Annotated in this window: 10 protein-coding genes; 9 read left to right on the top strand and 1 reads right to left on the bottom strand. The window is 53.6% G+C overall.

Going from position 1 to position 15,470, the window contains the following annotated elements; all coding sequences use genetic code 11:
• The first annotated feature begins 88 nt into the window (after positions 1-88).
• Both FTO68_RS00350 and FTO68_RS00345 read left to right on the top strand, forming a co-directional pair.
• Positions 89-6,316, top strand: coding sequence for a PKD domain-containing protein (locus FTO68_RS00350; RefSeq protein WP_255331360.1), 6,228 nt, complete (start codon positions 89-91; stop codon positions 6,314-6,316).
• Between the two features lie 172 nt (positions 6,317-6,488).
• A complete protein-coding gene (locus FTO68_RS00345) occupies positions 6,489-6,737 on the top strand; it encodes a hypothetical protein (RefSeq protein WP_255331359.1) in 249 nt (82 codons plus the stop codon).
• Between the two features lie 47 nt (positions 6,738-6,784).
• Here FTO68_RS00345 and FTO68_RS00340 read toward each other — a convergent pair whose 3' ends face one another.
• A complete protein-coding gene (locus tag FTO68_RS00340) occupies positions 6,785-7,663 on the bottom strand; it encodes a proline iminopeptidase-family hydrolase (protein ID WP_255331358.1) in 879 nt (292 codons plus the stop codon).
• Positions 7,664-7,780: 117 nt separating this feature from the next.
• Between FTO68_RS00340 and FTO68_RS00335 the strand changes: the two genes are divergently transcribed.
• From FTO68_RS00335 to FTO68_RS00305, 7 genes are all read left to right on the top strand, one after another.
• Complete coding sequence (locus FTO68_RS00335) at positions 7,781-8,635, top strand: class I SAM-dependent methyltransferase (protein WP_255331357.1); 855 nt, start codon at positions 7,781-7,783, stop codon at positions 8,633-8,635.
• Between the two features lie 62 nt (positions 8,636-8,697).
• Positions 8,698-9,336 (top strand): SdpI family protein, encoded by a 639-nt coding sequence (locus FTO68_RS00330; RefSeq protein WP_255331356.1) that lies wholly within the window; start codon positions 8,698-8,700, stop codon positions 9,334-9,336.
• Complete coding sequence (locus FTO68_RS00325) at positions 9,333-10,805, top strand: RecQ family ATP-dependent DNA helicase (protein WP_255331355.1); 1,473 nt, start codon at positions 9,333-9,335, stop codon at positions 10,803-10,805. The genes FTO68_RS00330 and FTO68_RS00325 overlap by 4 nt, the downstream gene beginning before the upstream one ends.
• Before the next feature lie 76 nt (positions 10,806-10,881).
• A complete protein-coding gene (locus tag FTO68_RS00320) occupies positions 10,882-12,243 on the top strand; it encodes a TrpB-like pyridoxal phosphate-dependent enzyme (protein ID WP_255331466.1) in 1,362 nt (453 codons plus the stop codon).
• Positions 12,240-13,346, top strand: a complete 1,107-nt coding sequence (locus tag FTO68_RS00315; RefSeq protein ID WP_255331354.1) for an ATP-NAD kinase family protein — start codon at positions 12,240-12,242, stop codon at positions 13,344-13,346. The genes FTO68_RS00320 and FTO68_RS00315 overlap by 4 nt, the downstream gene beginning before the upstream one ends.
• Positions 13,347-13,416: 70 nt before the next feature.
• Entirely contained in the window at positions 13,417-14,946 is a 1,530-nt protein-coding gene (locus tag FTO68_RS00310) for a class I adenylate-forming enzyme family protein (RefSeq protein WP_255331353.1), read from the top strand.
• The gene (locus FTO68_RS00305; protein ID WP_255331352.1) at positions 14,943-15,467 is read left to right on the top strand and encodes a hypothetical protein; all 525 of its coding nucleotides are present in this window, start codon (positions 14,943-14,945) and stop codon (positions 15,465-15,467) included. Before FTO68_RS00310 ends, FTO68_RS00305 begins: the two co-directional genes overlap by 4 nt.
• Positions 15,468-15,470: the final 3 nt, after the last annotated feature.

The following is a 15,470-nucleotide window of genomic DNA, read 5'->3' as shown; positions in this document are numbered from 1 at the left end:
TACGATTCTTCTCAATGGTCTGCTGGTGGGATGCACTATGTTGGATAGAAAAAAAAGTATTCAGATTCTGATCCTTTGTGGTATCTGTATGTGCATTGTTGGTACTGTACAGGCCACTGAGGAATACGATTTTGTATTGCAATGGGGCTCATTTAATGGAGTTGGAACCGGAGATGGAGAATTTGTCAGACCCGAGGGGGTTGCCGTTGACAGTCTGGGGAATGTCTATGTCGTCGATACCTATTATGTTTCAACAAGCAGTGGAGCTGTACAGGAGGTGAATAACCGGATCCAGAAGTTCGATAATGACGGTACCTTCATCACCAAATGGGGATCAAACGGCACCGATCTGGGCCAGTTCCTCTACCCAAAAGGTATTGCAATCGATCAGAACGATATGGTCTATATCGTTGAAAAGAACGGCAATCGGGTTCAGAAGTTTACCACAGACGGTGTTTTCTCTACATGGTGGGGTGCAGAGGGATCAGGTCCGGGCCAGTTCAATAAACCCGAGGCGATCGCAGCAGATAGTGACGGTTGGATCTATGTGGCAGACACTCGAAATCACCGGATCCAGAAGTTTAACAATCTCGGAAGCTTCGAGATGGAATGGGGATCCCAGGGATCAGGCGATGGCCAGTTTAACTTCCCTCTCGTCATCGCAACAGATAGTGAGAATCACATCTATGTGGGTGATGAGAACTATCGTATCCAGAAGTTCGATGCAAACGGCACCTTCATCACCAAATGGGGTTTTGAGGGGATGGGTGATGGCGGATTTACCTATCCCCCAAGCGGTGCTGCCGTGGACGGAGAGGGTAATCTCTTCGTTGCCGAGGGGCAGTTCTATACCGGCAACAGGCTGCTGTACCGGATCCAGAAGTTTGATGCAAACGGCACCTTCATCACCAAATGGGGGTACCGGGGTATAGGAGAAGGGGAGTTCCAATATCCACGGGGTGTTGCGGTCGACCAGAATGGCAACGTCTTTGTTTCAGACGGATGGGAGAAAAGCCACCATCACCGGATCCAGAAGTTTGCTCTTCACAAAGATGAGATTATAGCTAACTTCACCGGGGATCCCCGGAGCGGCGACCCCCCGCTTCTGGTGAATTTCACGGATCTATCAAGTGGAAACCCGACATCCTGGCAATGGACATTTGGGGATGGAAATACCTCTGATAGCCAGAATCCATTTAATACCTATACATATCCCGGAACCTACAATGTCTCCCTGACAGCGAGCAATGCAGATACCACACACACCATCACAAAGAATGGCTATATTACTGTCAATCCATTAATCGCCAACTTTACCGGAGATCCCAGAGAGGGAGACTTCCCACTGGTTGTGAACTTTACCGATACATCAACCGGAACACCGGATTCGTGGGAGTGGGATTTTGGTGATACTGCAACATCAACAGAACAGCACCCGTCACATGAGTATACTGCACCCGGCAATTACAGCGTCTCACTCACTGTCTCCAATGCAGGTGGAAACAGCACCGAACTGAAAAACGAGTATATAATTGCGAGAGACTGGGTGCAGGCTGATTTTCATGTTGATATCACAGAAGGTGTCGCCCCGCTGACGGTCCACTTTACTGACAATTCAACCGGGGGCACTGCACCGCCAGACTATTGGGAATGGACCTTTACCAACTGGGATTTCACGTTTGAATATAAGACAAATGAACAGAATCCTGCATACACCTTCACGATACCGGATGATTATATTATTTCCCTCTATGTAGAACGAGATAATCTATCAGCTGTTGCGGTGCTGGGAAGTGGCATACACGTGGCTTGGGCACCACCTGTTGCCGGTTTTACCGCAAATGTAACCTCAGGCGAGGCCCCACTGACGGTTCAGTTCACCGACACCTCGACGGGTAATATTTCAGAATGGAGCTGGGACTTTGGGGATGGCGTCACCTCACAGGAACAGCATCCCCTTAAAACCTATGGAGTGCCTGGCGTCTATACTGTATCGCTGAATGTAACCAACGAGGGTGGGAGTAGTAATGAAACAAAGACCGATTATATTACAGTCACCGGAACTCCCACACCCCCGATCGCCAACTTCTCGGGATCGCCTGCAACCGGACTGGTTCCGCTGACCGTCCAGTTCAATGATCTCTCAACACGAGGGCCGACACAATGGTTCTGGGATTTTGGGGATGGAACGAATTCTACCCATCAGCATCCTGAAAAGATCTATAGTACTGCCGGAACCTATACCGTCTCCCTTACCGCGAGAAATGCCGCAGGAAGTGATACTGAATCAAAGACTGACTATATCATTGCGTCTGATCCTGTCCCGCCTGTTGCTCAGTTCACCGGAACACCAGAAGCCGGATTTGCACCTCTCACCGTCCGGTTCCAGGATGAATCAACAGGTTTCCCGACATCATGGTTCTGGGAGTTTGGAGATGGAACAAACGCAACAGAACAGCACCCGGAGAAGGTCTATACAACTGCCGGTACCTACACTGTTTCGCTGAATGTAACAAACGATGCCGGCAGCAGTCTTAAAACACGGATTGATTACATAAGGGTTTCAGACCCTGTACAACCTCAAGCGAACTTCACCGGAACACCGACCAACGGAACCGCCCCTCTTACTGTCCGGTTCACTGATCTCTCAACAGGCTTCCCAACATCCTGGCTCTGGGAGTTTGGTGATGGAACGAACTCAACAGAACAGCACCCACTAAAGATCTACAACCATACAGGAACCTATACGGTCATCCTGAATGTGTCAAATAGCGAGGGCAGCAGTTCGATTGTCAAAGACCGGTATATCACCGTCACCGAAATCCCGGTTCCACCTGTTGCAAACTTCACCGGGACTCCGACAGTTGGCATTGGCCAGCTCACTGTCCAATTCACCGATCTCTCAACCGGGAGTCCCACATCCTGGCTCTGGGAGTTTGGTGATGGAACAAACGCAACAGAACAGCACCCGGAGAAGACATACGGAACAATCGGATCATACACAGTCTCATTACGTGCATCGAATGCAGAAGGAAGCAATACTCATACAAAACAGGCCTACATCAACGTGATAGCAGTCCCCACACCCGGCAACTACACATTTACCACTGAGTGGGGGTCAAGGGGTGCAGCAGACGGGCAGTTTGTCTATCCCGAAGGGCTGGCAATGGATCGCAATGGAGCACTATCGGTTGTTGATCAGGGGAATAACCGGATACAGACCTTCGATGTAAACGGCTCTTTCATCAGCACATGGGGGAGTTCCGGATCCGGGGATGGCGAGTTCGATGTACCACGGGATATCTGCGTCGATGCAGACGGTCATTTCTATGTGATAGATACCTGGAATGCCCGCGTCCAGAAATTTGATGAAACCGGCTCATTCATCAGTGCATGGGGTTCATACGGCTTTGGTGAGGGTCAGTTTAGTTCCCTCTATGGTATAGCAGCAGATTCTGCCGGGAATATCTATGTCACCGATCGCGATCGTGTCCAGAAATTTGATTCAAATGGAACATTCCTCCTGCAATGGGGAACAACCGGCAGTGGAGAGGGCCAGTTCAACTCGGCAATGGGCATCGTTGCAGATCCGGATGGCACTATCTATGTCATCGATTGGGGCAACAACCGGGTTCAGAAGTTTGGATCAGATGGCAGTTTCATTGCCACCTGGGGCTCTCCTGGATCCGGTGAAGGACAATTTGCCATGCCAAAGGGGATCGCCGCTGATACTGCCGGCTATATCTATGTAGCAGACACACAGAACCACCGCATCCAGGTCTTTAACTCAAATGGAACGTATCTGACGCAGATCGGATCCTATGGTACCGGTGAAGGCCAGTTCAATGAGCCCTTTGATGTTCTGGTAGACAGATTAGGGAATCTGATCGTTTCAGATGCACGAAACCACAGGATACAGGTCTTCTCTCCGAAGATTGAAGGAATGCCGAAAGCAGCCTTCACCGGAACGCCAACATCCGGACAAACACCGCTCACCGTCCAATTCACAGATGAATCATCCGGGGATATCACGACATGGCAATGGATATTCGGCGACGGAACGACATCAACCGAACAGAATCCAATAAAGATATACACAACGCCGGGTGTCTACACGGTCTCTCTCACAGTATCAAATGCCATCGGCAGTGACACAAAAGAGATAACCAATTATATCAATGCAACCCCGCCCCCGGAGTACTATAGATACGTCACCCAGTGGGGATCCTACGGGGATGGGCGATTCCTGTATCCGAAAGGGACAGCTGTCGATCCAGCCGGCAACCTATATGTTGTCGATGCTGGCAATGACCGTGTCCAGAAATTCGATCAGAACGGCACCTTCCTCCTCCAATGGAGGGGAGGTGGTGGCTGGTGGGATGGTGACCTGCTGATGGGAGGTGCATACATTGCAATAGATGCAGACGGCTATGTCTACCTCTCCCAGGGCAGCAGTATCAAAAAATATGACGCAGACGGGACCTTCATTTCACAATGGGGTTCATACGGCTCCGGAGAAGGCCAGTTCCAGGATGCCCGTGGTATCGCCATTGACGCCAATGGCACTCTCTATGTGGCAGACTACTCTGTAAACCGGATCCAGACGTTCACCTCTGATGGCACCTTTATACGGCACTATCAATTCTCACAGGGATCAGGAGATGGGGAGTTTGGCCTTGGACCTGTTGGGATATCCATCGATACAGACGGTTCGATGTATATAACTGACTACATCAATAACCGTGTCCAGAAATTTGATCAGAACGGTACATTCCTGGCAACCTGGGGATCCTATGGTTACGGGACTGGACAATTCAGGAATCCTACTGGCATCCGGATCGATGGAGCAGGGGATGTGAACGTTGTTGACTCCTGGAACAACCGCATCCAGACGTTTGCCAAGAATGGGGCATTTATCCGGAGCTGGGGGAGCAGAGGAGATGGAGATGGCCAGTTTGACGTTCCGCAGGATATTGCGATCGACAACAGTGGCAACATCTATGTAACCGACTATTACAACAACCGTATCCAGAAATTTGACAGTACTACCACATTTATCACCACATGGGGTTCAGAGCCGCCCGGTGATGGTTCATTCTACCATCCGGGAGGCATGTCAGTCGATCGGAACAACTACCTGTACATCGCAGATACCAACAACCATCAGATCCAGATATTCGACAATACCGGCACCTTCATCAGAAGATTCGGTGAAGAGGGGTCCCCGACACTTCCCGGAGAGCTTCCTGTTGATGAAGCAGACGGTAAATTCAAATGGCCTAAGGGTGTTGCGGTCGATAGTGATGGATTTATCTATGTCGCTGATACCGGCAACAGCCGCATCCAGAAATTTGATGCAAACGGCACCTTCATCACAAAATGGGGAGGCTGGCCGGTCGGCCCGGATGACGGGCACTTTGTTCATCCGGAGGATATTTCAGTAGATGCCAATGGATTTGTGTATGTCGCAGATACAGGCAATAACCGCATCCAGAAGTTTGATGCAAACGGCACCTTCATCAGCAAATGGAATTCACCCAACCCGACAGGTGTCACTGTTGATCAGTTTGGTGTTGTCTGTGTTGCAGGTAGCGGCAGTATACGCACCTTCGATACACTAGGCACATTCATCAGACAATGGGTCTCCATTGGTTGCCGGGGAATTGCCACAGATGGTGAGGGGAATGTATACGCAACCGATACAGCCAATGACCAGATCAAAAAGTTCACTCCCAACGGGGTATTCATCACCGGATGGGGAGCATTTGGAGATGGGGATGGTGAATTGAATGTCCCTGGTGGTATTGCGGTCGACGGGAACGGAACAGTCTTCGTCACGGATGCATTCAACAACCGTATCCAGGCTTTTTCATCATTCAGCCCGGTTCCTGCGCCTTTTGCAGGTTTCACAGCGAATGTCACAACCGGATATGCCCCGCTCACGGTCAGGTTCAATGATACATCCACAGGCGATCCAACATCCTGGCTCTGGCAATTTGGGGATGGGACGACCTCAGGTGAGCAGCACCCTGTAAAGACATTCATGACAAATGGTACCTACACCGTATCACTCACCGCAGGCAATGTCGGAGGGACCAACACGACGGTGAAGGAGAACTATATTATGGTTCACCTCCGTTGCGACTTCAACAGAAACAACCGGATCGATATCGGTGATGTTGCAAAGGTAGCATGGATGGCAGCAGGTCTGATTCCCCAGGATCCCGAGGCAGACTTCGATGGAAAAGGGACCGTTGACGGCGCAGATGCGGCAAGGATTGCCTACTTCTATGTGGGGAAGATCCAGGCTCTCTGAAGATTCAGTAATGATAAGGTCTGGGGACAAAAATCATCCCCTATATTTATATGAATTGTGTCTTGATCAATGATAACGTAATCATGAAATCTGCTGACGCTCTCCAGCACCTCCCACTCTAAGCGCCAAATGAGATCAACATCTTTATTATCTAACAGATGTATCCGAACATATGGCACTCGCTGAGATGCTTACCCCGGTTTCTATCGTCATCCAGTTGATTATTGCAATCATTGGATGCTATGCTGGATTCAAACTTAAAATTGAGGCAGGATTCCTCTTTGCACTAACGTTCCTGCTCTTTGCAGTCTACGATATCACCTCGATGATGGGATATGGATCTGATATGCTCTCAATAATCAATATCATCGCATCCCTCTCTGCACTTGGTGGTGTCTACCTGCTCGTGAAGAAGGCGTGATTTTCTCTCTCTTTTCTTTCTGCCCGCTCCTTCGCTTCTTCATCCCCCTACCGTTCCGCCCCTGCTAGAAACGCAGCCAGGACCGCCATATACTCCTCTTCCGCCTCCATGAAATGCATATGCGAGGCTCCGGCAAAGACCTTCATCACAGCACCCGGCGTCATTTCGGCAAAACCCCGGACGGTACGCGGCGTTGCTTCATCAAACTCCCCGCAGGTATAGAGGACCGGCAGTAAAAGCGACGGCAGCACATCCGTCTTATCAACATACCGGAGGCTCCCCCGGACCGTGAACTCAGACGGCCCCCACATCGCCATGTAGATCGGAACTGCCAGCCGCTCGAACATCCGCATCAGGCAGTCCGGCCAGGGATCCATCCGGCAGACATGGCGGCGGTAATACGCCATCATCGCCTCCTGGTATGCGGGCGAATCATACACCTCGCATGACTCATGCATCTCGATCACCGCCCGCGGATCCGGCGGCATCTCAGATAACAGCCGCCGCTGGTCTGTTTCCCAGCGTGGCGACGAGATCAGGGGCCCGGCAAGAATGATTGAAGCAACACCATCCTGCCCGTATTTTTCGAGATAGGCAGCTACCACCATCGCCCCGAATGAATGGCCGAGGAGATGCACCCTATCCGGAGCTAGCGCCGAAATAACCGCATGCAGCTCATCTGCATACCGCCCAGGCGTCAGCAGCGAATCGTCCACAGCCGCGGGTGATCGGTACGATCCCAGCTGATCATAGCAGATCACCGGCCGGGACTCTGCAAGCGACAGAAACGGCTCAAATGCATCAGAGCTCCCGCCGGGCCCCCCGTGAACCAGGATCAGCGGGATGCCGCCCTTCTCACTGCCAGCAATACAGTACCCGACCTCACCTCCGGGGACGAGAACTATACCATGCATATGAGTATTCATAGCCAGTATCGGGGGTGGGAGGATAAAATTCTTCTGAACCAAAAATCAGCCTCCGGGTCAGATAGAGAAAGAGAGAATACGAAGGAGCTGAGAAGATGATCAGCAGGAACACCACTAATGGAAGATCAGAAGAGCCCTTACCCGGTATCAGATACCGCAGCCCTTGTGATGCTCTGGGCACGCAGCTACTTTGAGGATACCCGGACAATCCGTCACTACATGGATCGGCTTGACCTTGTGCCCGGAATCCCGCTCCTTGAACTATACAACCGTACATGCCCCTGGTATTCTGAGGTGATCGTAAACAGGAAACATTTCATTAAAAACGCCGTCCTCTCCCTTCTTCAGGCAGGCAACAGCCCTGCTGTCATCGCAAACCTCGGGGCTGGCTTCTCCCCCCTTGCCCTTGAGCTTTCGGATCAACTCTCTTCAGATCTCAACTTTATGGAGCTCGATCTCGAGAATACCGGTGTCAAAGAGCAGCTGTACCGGGAGATCATCCCCGGCTGCTCCGGGTTTATCCGCTGTATACAGGCCGATATCACAGACACCCGGCAACTCATCTCCATACTGAAGAAGGGATGCGGAACCAGCCGTAAAACCCGCCTGATCATCGTTATGGAAGGGCTCACATACTATATCGGGCGGCAGCAGATGGAGCAGATGGCAGCCGCTCTCACCGCCTCGTTCCCTGGCCTTGCAGTCGTCTTCGAGCACCTGAAGCCATGCCATCTCATCAGTGACACCCGGAGGCATATCCCCTATGATATCTTCTCGCATGTCCGGGACTATACAGGGTGCCGGGAGATGACCACCTATACAGAAGAGCAGATTCGTACCATCTTCGGCCACGGCTTCTCTCTCTCCTACACGGATATGGATCAGATGGAACGCAGGAGAACGGGCACTCAGAAGTACTTCCCAACCCCCGAAGATGGCTGGCTCTCGGTAGCTGTTATAAAACAGAGATGAGTCCCGAAGATTGTGATCAGGTGACCTTTTCAGGGTGTGCGATCAACAGGGATCATTAAACAATGGAAACGCACCGGATCGCCACACTGATCATCATCGCCGCATCCCTCATCCTGGCAGCCCTCATCTATCCGGCAGCCCCGGAGCAGATCCCGACCCACTGGAATCTCGGAGGCGAGCCTGACGCATGGTCTGATACGGCATTCGGGCTCGCAATCATCCCGGCAATCCTCGTTATAACCGCTCTCCTCTTCGGAGCGATGCTGAAGTACATCGGCTCCGGCGATACGAAGACCAGAAGAGCAACCGGCTGGTTCATCGTCCTCATCATTGCCCTCCTCTTTGGCATCCAGATCTTCCAGGCAATCAGCATCCTCGGCTACCCGGTCGATCCGGCCCTCTTCTTCCCGATCCTCTTCGCCCTTTTTTATCTCGGACTCTCGTTCCTCCTTCCCCGGGTCACAAAGAGGAATACGATGATGGGAATCCGGACCCCCTGGACAATGAAGAGCGAGGAGGTCTGGGTGCGGACACACCAGCGGAGCGCCCGCGTTCTACAGGTGGCAAGCGGCCTCACCCTCTTTGGGATATTCTATCCCGATCACCTCTTCCTCTTCATCATCATTCCTGCCATTCTTGCCATGGTATGGCTTGTCATCATCAGCTATCTCGAGTTCAAAAACCTCTGGGAGATGCAATGAAGGCAGACGCCACCTGCCAGAAGACCCTTGAAGCATTCTTTGGCCATACCAGTTTCCGGCCGAACCAGGAGGCGATAGTAAAAGATCTCCTGGAAGGCCGCGATGTCCTCGCCGTGATGGCAACCGGCGGCGGCAAATCCCTCTGCTACCAGCTCCCCGCCGTCCTCCTCGGCGGCACCACGATCGTCATCTCGCCCTTGATCGCCCTGATGAAAGATCAGGTCGATGATCTTCAGGCACAGGGGATCGCCGCTGCCCTCCTCACCTCGAACCAGACCTATGACGCACGAAAGGCAATCGAGGCAGAGCTGCAAAAACAATCGATCACTATCCTCTATGTCTCGCCTGAGCGGCTGGGCCTGCCTGCATTCCAGGGACTCCTCCGAACAATCAACCCGAAACTCTTTGCAATCGACGAGGCTCACTGCATCTCACAGTGGGGCCACCAGTTCAGGAAAGACTACCGGACCCTTTCGATCATCCGCGATCTCTTCCCGGAGACCCCGATCATCGCCCTCACCGCAACCGCAACCAAAGAGGTGCGGGAGGATATTATTGGCCAGCTCCAACTGAGAAAACCCAACCAGTATGTCGGCGGCTTTGACCGTGAGAACATCCGGTATACCGTGATTATGGAGAAGAGCGAAGATGAGCGTTTCCGCCGCCTTGCCCTCTTCATCGCTAACCATCCGAGGCAGTCGGGGATCATCTACTGCCGGTCCAGGAAAGCGGCAGATGATATCGCAGCAAAACTCAGGAAACGGCATATCCTTGCACAGCCCTACCATGCCGGGCTCCCTGGCAATGAACGCTCCAGGGTGCAGGATGCATTCCTGAAGAACCAGGTGCCGGTGATCGCGGCCACGATAGCCTTTGGAATGGGGATCGACAAGCCCGATGTCAGGTTCGTCGTCCACTTCCATCCCCCAAAGGATATCGAGTCCTTCTACCAGGAGAGCGGGCGGGCGGGGAGAGATGGAAAGCCCGCAGAATCACTTCTCTTCTATTCATCCCAGGACTTTGCCATCTCAAAAAAGCTGATCGAGAAGGAGTACCAAAGCCAGATTGATCTCTCGATTCGAATCAACAAGCTCAACACCATGCAGTCATGGTGCGAGAGCACCACCTGCCGCCGCCAGAAAATTCTGAAGGTCTTCGGGGAGAAAAATGCAGAATCTTTCTGCGGGAACTGCGATATCTGCGCATCTGCACCGAAACTGCTCCATGACCGGATCATTTCAGGCATCGCATCCATATCGGGACGGTTTGGAATTGATACCGCCGCAGCGATTCTCACCGGATCGTCACAACCAGATGCCCATACCCTCCTCCCGGCATATGGTCTTGCATCACAATGGTCCGAAGATGAGGTGAAACAATCAATTCACGCTCTCATCCGGGATAAAAAACTCCTGCTCTCCGGAAACATGCGGGTGAAGGCGGCGCCGAAGACAAAAAGGCGGGGCTGATCGAGGATACTTTTATTGCTCTGATGTACATATCTATACATTATACTACAATGATGTAAGTAATTGGAGGAATATGATGCAGACCAAGATCTACCTCGATGAGGAGAGCCTCCCAAAGACCTGGTACAATATCCAGGCGGATCTCCCCTCCCCCCTTGACCCGCCGCTCCATCCGGGAACCGGAAAGCCGGCAGGCCCTGAAGACTTTGCCCCCATCTTCCCGATGGAGCTGATCGGTCAGGAGATGAGCCAGCAGAGAACTATCCCAATCCCCGAAGAAGTCAGGGATATCCTTCGGATCTGGAGGCCGTCCCCCCTGATCCGTGCCCACCGGCTCGAAAAATTCCTAAAGACCCCGGCAAAGATCTACTACAAATGGGAAGGTGTGAGCCCGGCAGGCAGCCACAAGCCCAATACCGCTGTTCCCCAGGCATACTACAATATGAAAGAAGGGATCGAGCGGATTTCAACTGAGACCGGCGCCGGCCAGTGGGGTTCCGCCCTTGCCTTTGCAACGAACCTCTTTGATCTGGAATGCACGGTATACATGGTCAGTTCGAGCTATTACCATAAGCCGTACCGGAAATCGATGATGCAGGTCTGGGGAGCAGAATGTATCCCAAGCCCAAGCCCAAGAACTGCGTCAGGCCGGGCCATCCTGGAGAAAGATCCAAATACCTCGGGATCGCTTGGGATCGCCATCTCCGAAGCGGTCGAAGATGCAGCCACCCATGCAAACACCCACTACTCACTCGGATCAGTCCTAAACCATGTCTGCCTCCACCAGACGATCATGGGGCTTGAGGCACGCGAACAGCTCGCGATGGAAGAGCTCTACCCCGATTACGTCATCGGGAGTGTCGGCGGCGGATCGAACTTTGCCGGGATCAGCTTCCCCTTCGCAGGCGATATCCTCACCGGGAAGAAGAAAGATACCGAGATCATCGGTGTCGAACCGGCTGCATGCCCGACATTGACACGGGGGCTCTATGAGTACGACTACGGCGATGTCGCAGGACTTACCCCGATGCTGAAGATGTACACCCTCGGCCATGACTTCATTCCCCCGGCACTCCATGCCGGAGGGCTCCGGTACCATGGCGACTCCCCGATCGTCTCCCGGCTTGTCCATGACGGGATCATCACGCCGCGAAGTTACCTCCAGAACGAGGTCTTTGAAGCTGCAATCACCTTCGCCCGGACAGAAGGGATGATCATCGCACCCGAGGCAGCACATGCGGTGAAAGGCGCAATCGATGTTGCCCTCGAATGCAGGAAGACCGGCGAAGAAAAGACGATCCTCTTCTGCAACTCAGGCCACGGCCATTTTGATATGACCGCATATGATGCCTACCATACAGGAGGGATCATCGATTACGACTGTCCCGACGATCTGATCAAAGAATCCCTCGCAAACCTCCCGAAGCAGAGAGGATGACACCGGTAATAGGACTTCTGATCAACCCGATCGCCGGGATGGGCGGCACCGTCGGGCTGAAAGGAACCGATGGTCTCGCAGGAGAGGCACTGGCACGGGGGGCAACCCCCAAATCCGCCATCCGGACAAAGGAGACCCTCTCCCTGCTCAAAAATGACAGCCTCACCTTCCTCACCGCATCGGGCGCAATGGGCGAGGATGCAGTCAGGGAATGCGGGATCACAGCGATCAGCGTCCTCCACGAATCAGGCGAACCGACCACAGCAGAGGATAGCATCCGTGCCGCCGCTGCATTCAAAGAGGCAGGGGCAGACCTGATCGTCTTTGCTGGCGGTGACGGCACTGCCCGGGACATCCTCTCTGCGGTCGGAACAACGGTTCCCATTCTTGGGATACCGGCGGGGGTGAAGATGTACTCAGCCGTCTTTGCAACCGATCCGATCGCAGCCGCCGCACTGATCCGGGAAGCCGGATCCCTCCCGATCCGTGATGCCGAGGTGCTGGATGTCGATGAGGAGGCATACAGGGACGGCCGCCTCAGCACCCGGCTCTATGGCATCGCAACGACACCGTACCGCGCAGGCTATGTCCAGCATGCAAAGGAGACCGTCTTCAGAACCGGGACCGAAGAGGAGGATCGGCAGGAGATTGCAAACTTCATGGCAGGGGTCCTCTCCTCTCCCCGGCCTTTCATCCTTGGCCCCGGCTCGACGACAGAGGCGATTGCAGATGCAATGGATCTGGAATGCACCCTCCTTGGGTTCGATGCATACGCAGATGGCACCCTCGCCATCCGGGACGGTGATGCACAATCCCTCCTCGGTTTTCTCCGCGATCACCAGGATACACGCCTCATCATCAGCCCGATCGGATCCCAGGGCTTCATCATCGGGAGGGGCACCCAGGTGATCACGCCAGAGATCCTCAGAAGTATCGGAGATACAAACACAATCGTCGTCGCAACTCCCGGCAAGCTGAGGGCGACGCCAGAGCTCCATATCGATTCGGGGGATCAACATCTTGATCGATCATTTCCCGATTCGATCCGCGTGATCTGTGGTTTCGGGCTTGCGGAGCGGAGAAAACTCCATCGTTCTCTCTGACCCAGACCGCTCCTTTTATACCCAAATTGTACAAATATATACACTACACTACAATAATGGAGAATTACGAGTGCCGAATATTACCGCATTTCTTGATATCGGGGCGGCCCGATCAGACAAACCCGCCCTGATCGTCCCAACGCGGGGCGAGTCCTGTTCAATGCGGGATCTCCTGAATGCCACCTGTTCTGTTGCATCCCTCTTCACCTCGCTTGGCGTTGTGAAGGGTGATCGGATAGTGATCTACCTGGAGAGCTCCGCTGAATACCTGATCGGGTACTTCGCGGCATGGCGGATCGGGGCAGTCGCTGTCCCGACCGGACGGGTCTATACCAGGGAGGAGCTTGCCTATGCGGTTTCAAACTCCGGCGCACGTATTATCATCACCGATCCACAAGGGGTGGCTGCGGCGAAAACGATCCCCGGCACCACCATCATCTCAACTGGAGATGCACCCAAAGGCACGGTTCCCTGGCCCTCGCTGCGGGAGGCAGTACCGGTAATCCCCCCTGTGAACTGCTCGCCCACCGACCTCTGCCAGATCCAGTATACCTCCGGGACCACCGGAAAGCCGAAGGGAGCGATGCTCACCCATGGCGGATGGATGGCAGCTCTTGATGCCGAGGCAGAGGCGCTCACCCTCACACCGGATGACGTGTACCTCGGCATCTACCCGATGGGCCATGTCGGCTTATCATGGGGTATAGCAGCACTGAAGGCGGGTGCCGCCTTCGTTGTTATGGAGCGGTTTGAGCTTGAAGCCTACCTCTCACTCACCGAAGAATACGGAGTCACCGTCCTTGCAGGGATGCCGCCGGTTATCCACTCCCTCCTCACTTCGCCAGCCGGCACAGAAGGCTGCCTTGCAACGGTGCGGGAGATCATCTCCGGCGGCGGCCCCCTCCATCCCGAGATCTGGAAGCCGTTCCATGAGCGGTTCAACATACCGATCATCAATGCATACGGCCTCTCGGAGACGATTGTTCTTGGAACAGGGACCGCGATCCGGGCCGCAGACTATCCGTTTGCAGATCGGTTCCTCTCGGTCGGCCATCCGATCGGGTACTCCGAGGTCAACATCGTCGATTGCGAAGATCCGGAAAAGATCCTCCAGGTTGGAGAGGAAGGGGAAGTTGCCCTCCGGGGCCCTGCAGTCGCCCTCGGGTACTATGGGATGAAGGAGGAGACCGAAGAAGCCTTCCTTCCATCAGGCTGGTTCTTAACCGGCGATATCGGGTTTATCGATCCGGCCGGGAGGCTCTCCATTACGGATCGTAAAAAGGATATGATCATCATGTCGGGCTGGAAGATTTACCCGACTGAGGTGGAGGATGTCCTCCTCCGCCACCCCGCTGTTGCAGATGCCGCCATCTTCGGCATACCTGACGCAAGGAGGGGCGAGATTCCGATCGCAGCCATCGTTTTACAGGAGAACCAGACGATCTCACGCGACGGGATCACCGAATACTGCCGCTCCCATCTGGCAGGATACAAGGTGCCACGGGAAGTGATCATCACCGATTCGCTTCCCAGGAAGAACGGCTGGAAACTGATGCGGAAAACACTCAGAGAAATATATACACAAGAGAGATCATCATGAAATCAAGAGATATAGCACTTGTCGGCATTCTGCTTGCAGCAGGAGCCATTGTACGGTACATGTCGCTCGTTATACCGGGCCCGATCGTTGCAAACCTTGTGATCGCCTTCTACTCGCTCGCGATCATTTTGGTTGTTCCAAAGATCAGCGAAGCACTCGGAATTGGTATCATCGCGGGACTGATATCGGCATTGATCAGCCATTCGATCTTTCCGCCAGCAAACCTCATATCCGAGCCTATCGGCGCTATTGTCTGTATACTCATCTTTATGGCGCTCAAAGACAGGATGAAGCTGGCAGCACCCGGTATTACTACCTTCATCACCACACTCGCTTCAGGCTTCTCATTTGTCGGCGTCGTCGTGATCCTGCTCCTCGCAGCACCGGGGATGCTCGCACAGGCAGTGACCCTCACCGGCTTTGTGATGGCCGTTGTTCCGATCGTTGTTATCACGGCAGTGGTGAACGGGATCATCGTCTCGATGCTCTACCCCGCCGCCTCCCGGGTCCTTGAGAGGTAACTG

The sequence above is a fragment of the Methanocalculus taiwanensis genome, assembly GCF_024372745.1.
Taxonomy (GTDB): domain Archaea; phylum Halobacteriota; class Methanomicrobia; order Methanomicrobiales; family Methanocorpusculaceae; genus Methanocalculus; species Methanocalculus taiwanensis.
The sequence above is the reverse complement of the archived record's forward strand: the minus strand, read 5'-3'. Positions and strand labels throughout refer to the sequence as shown.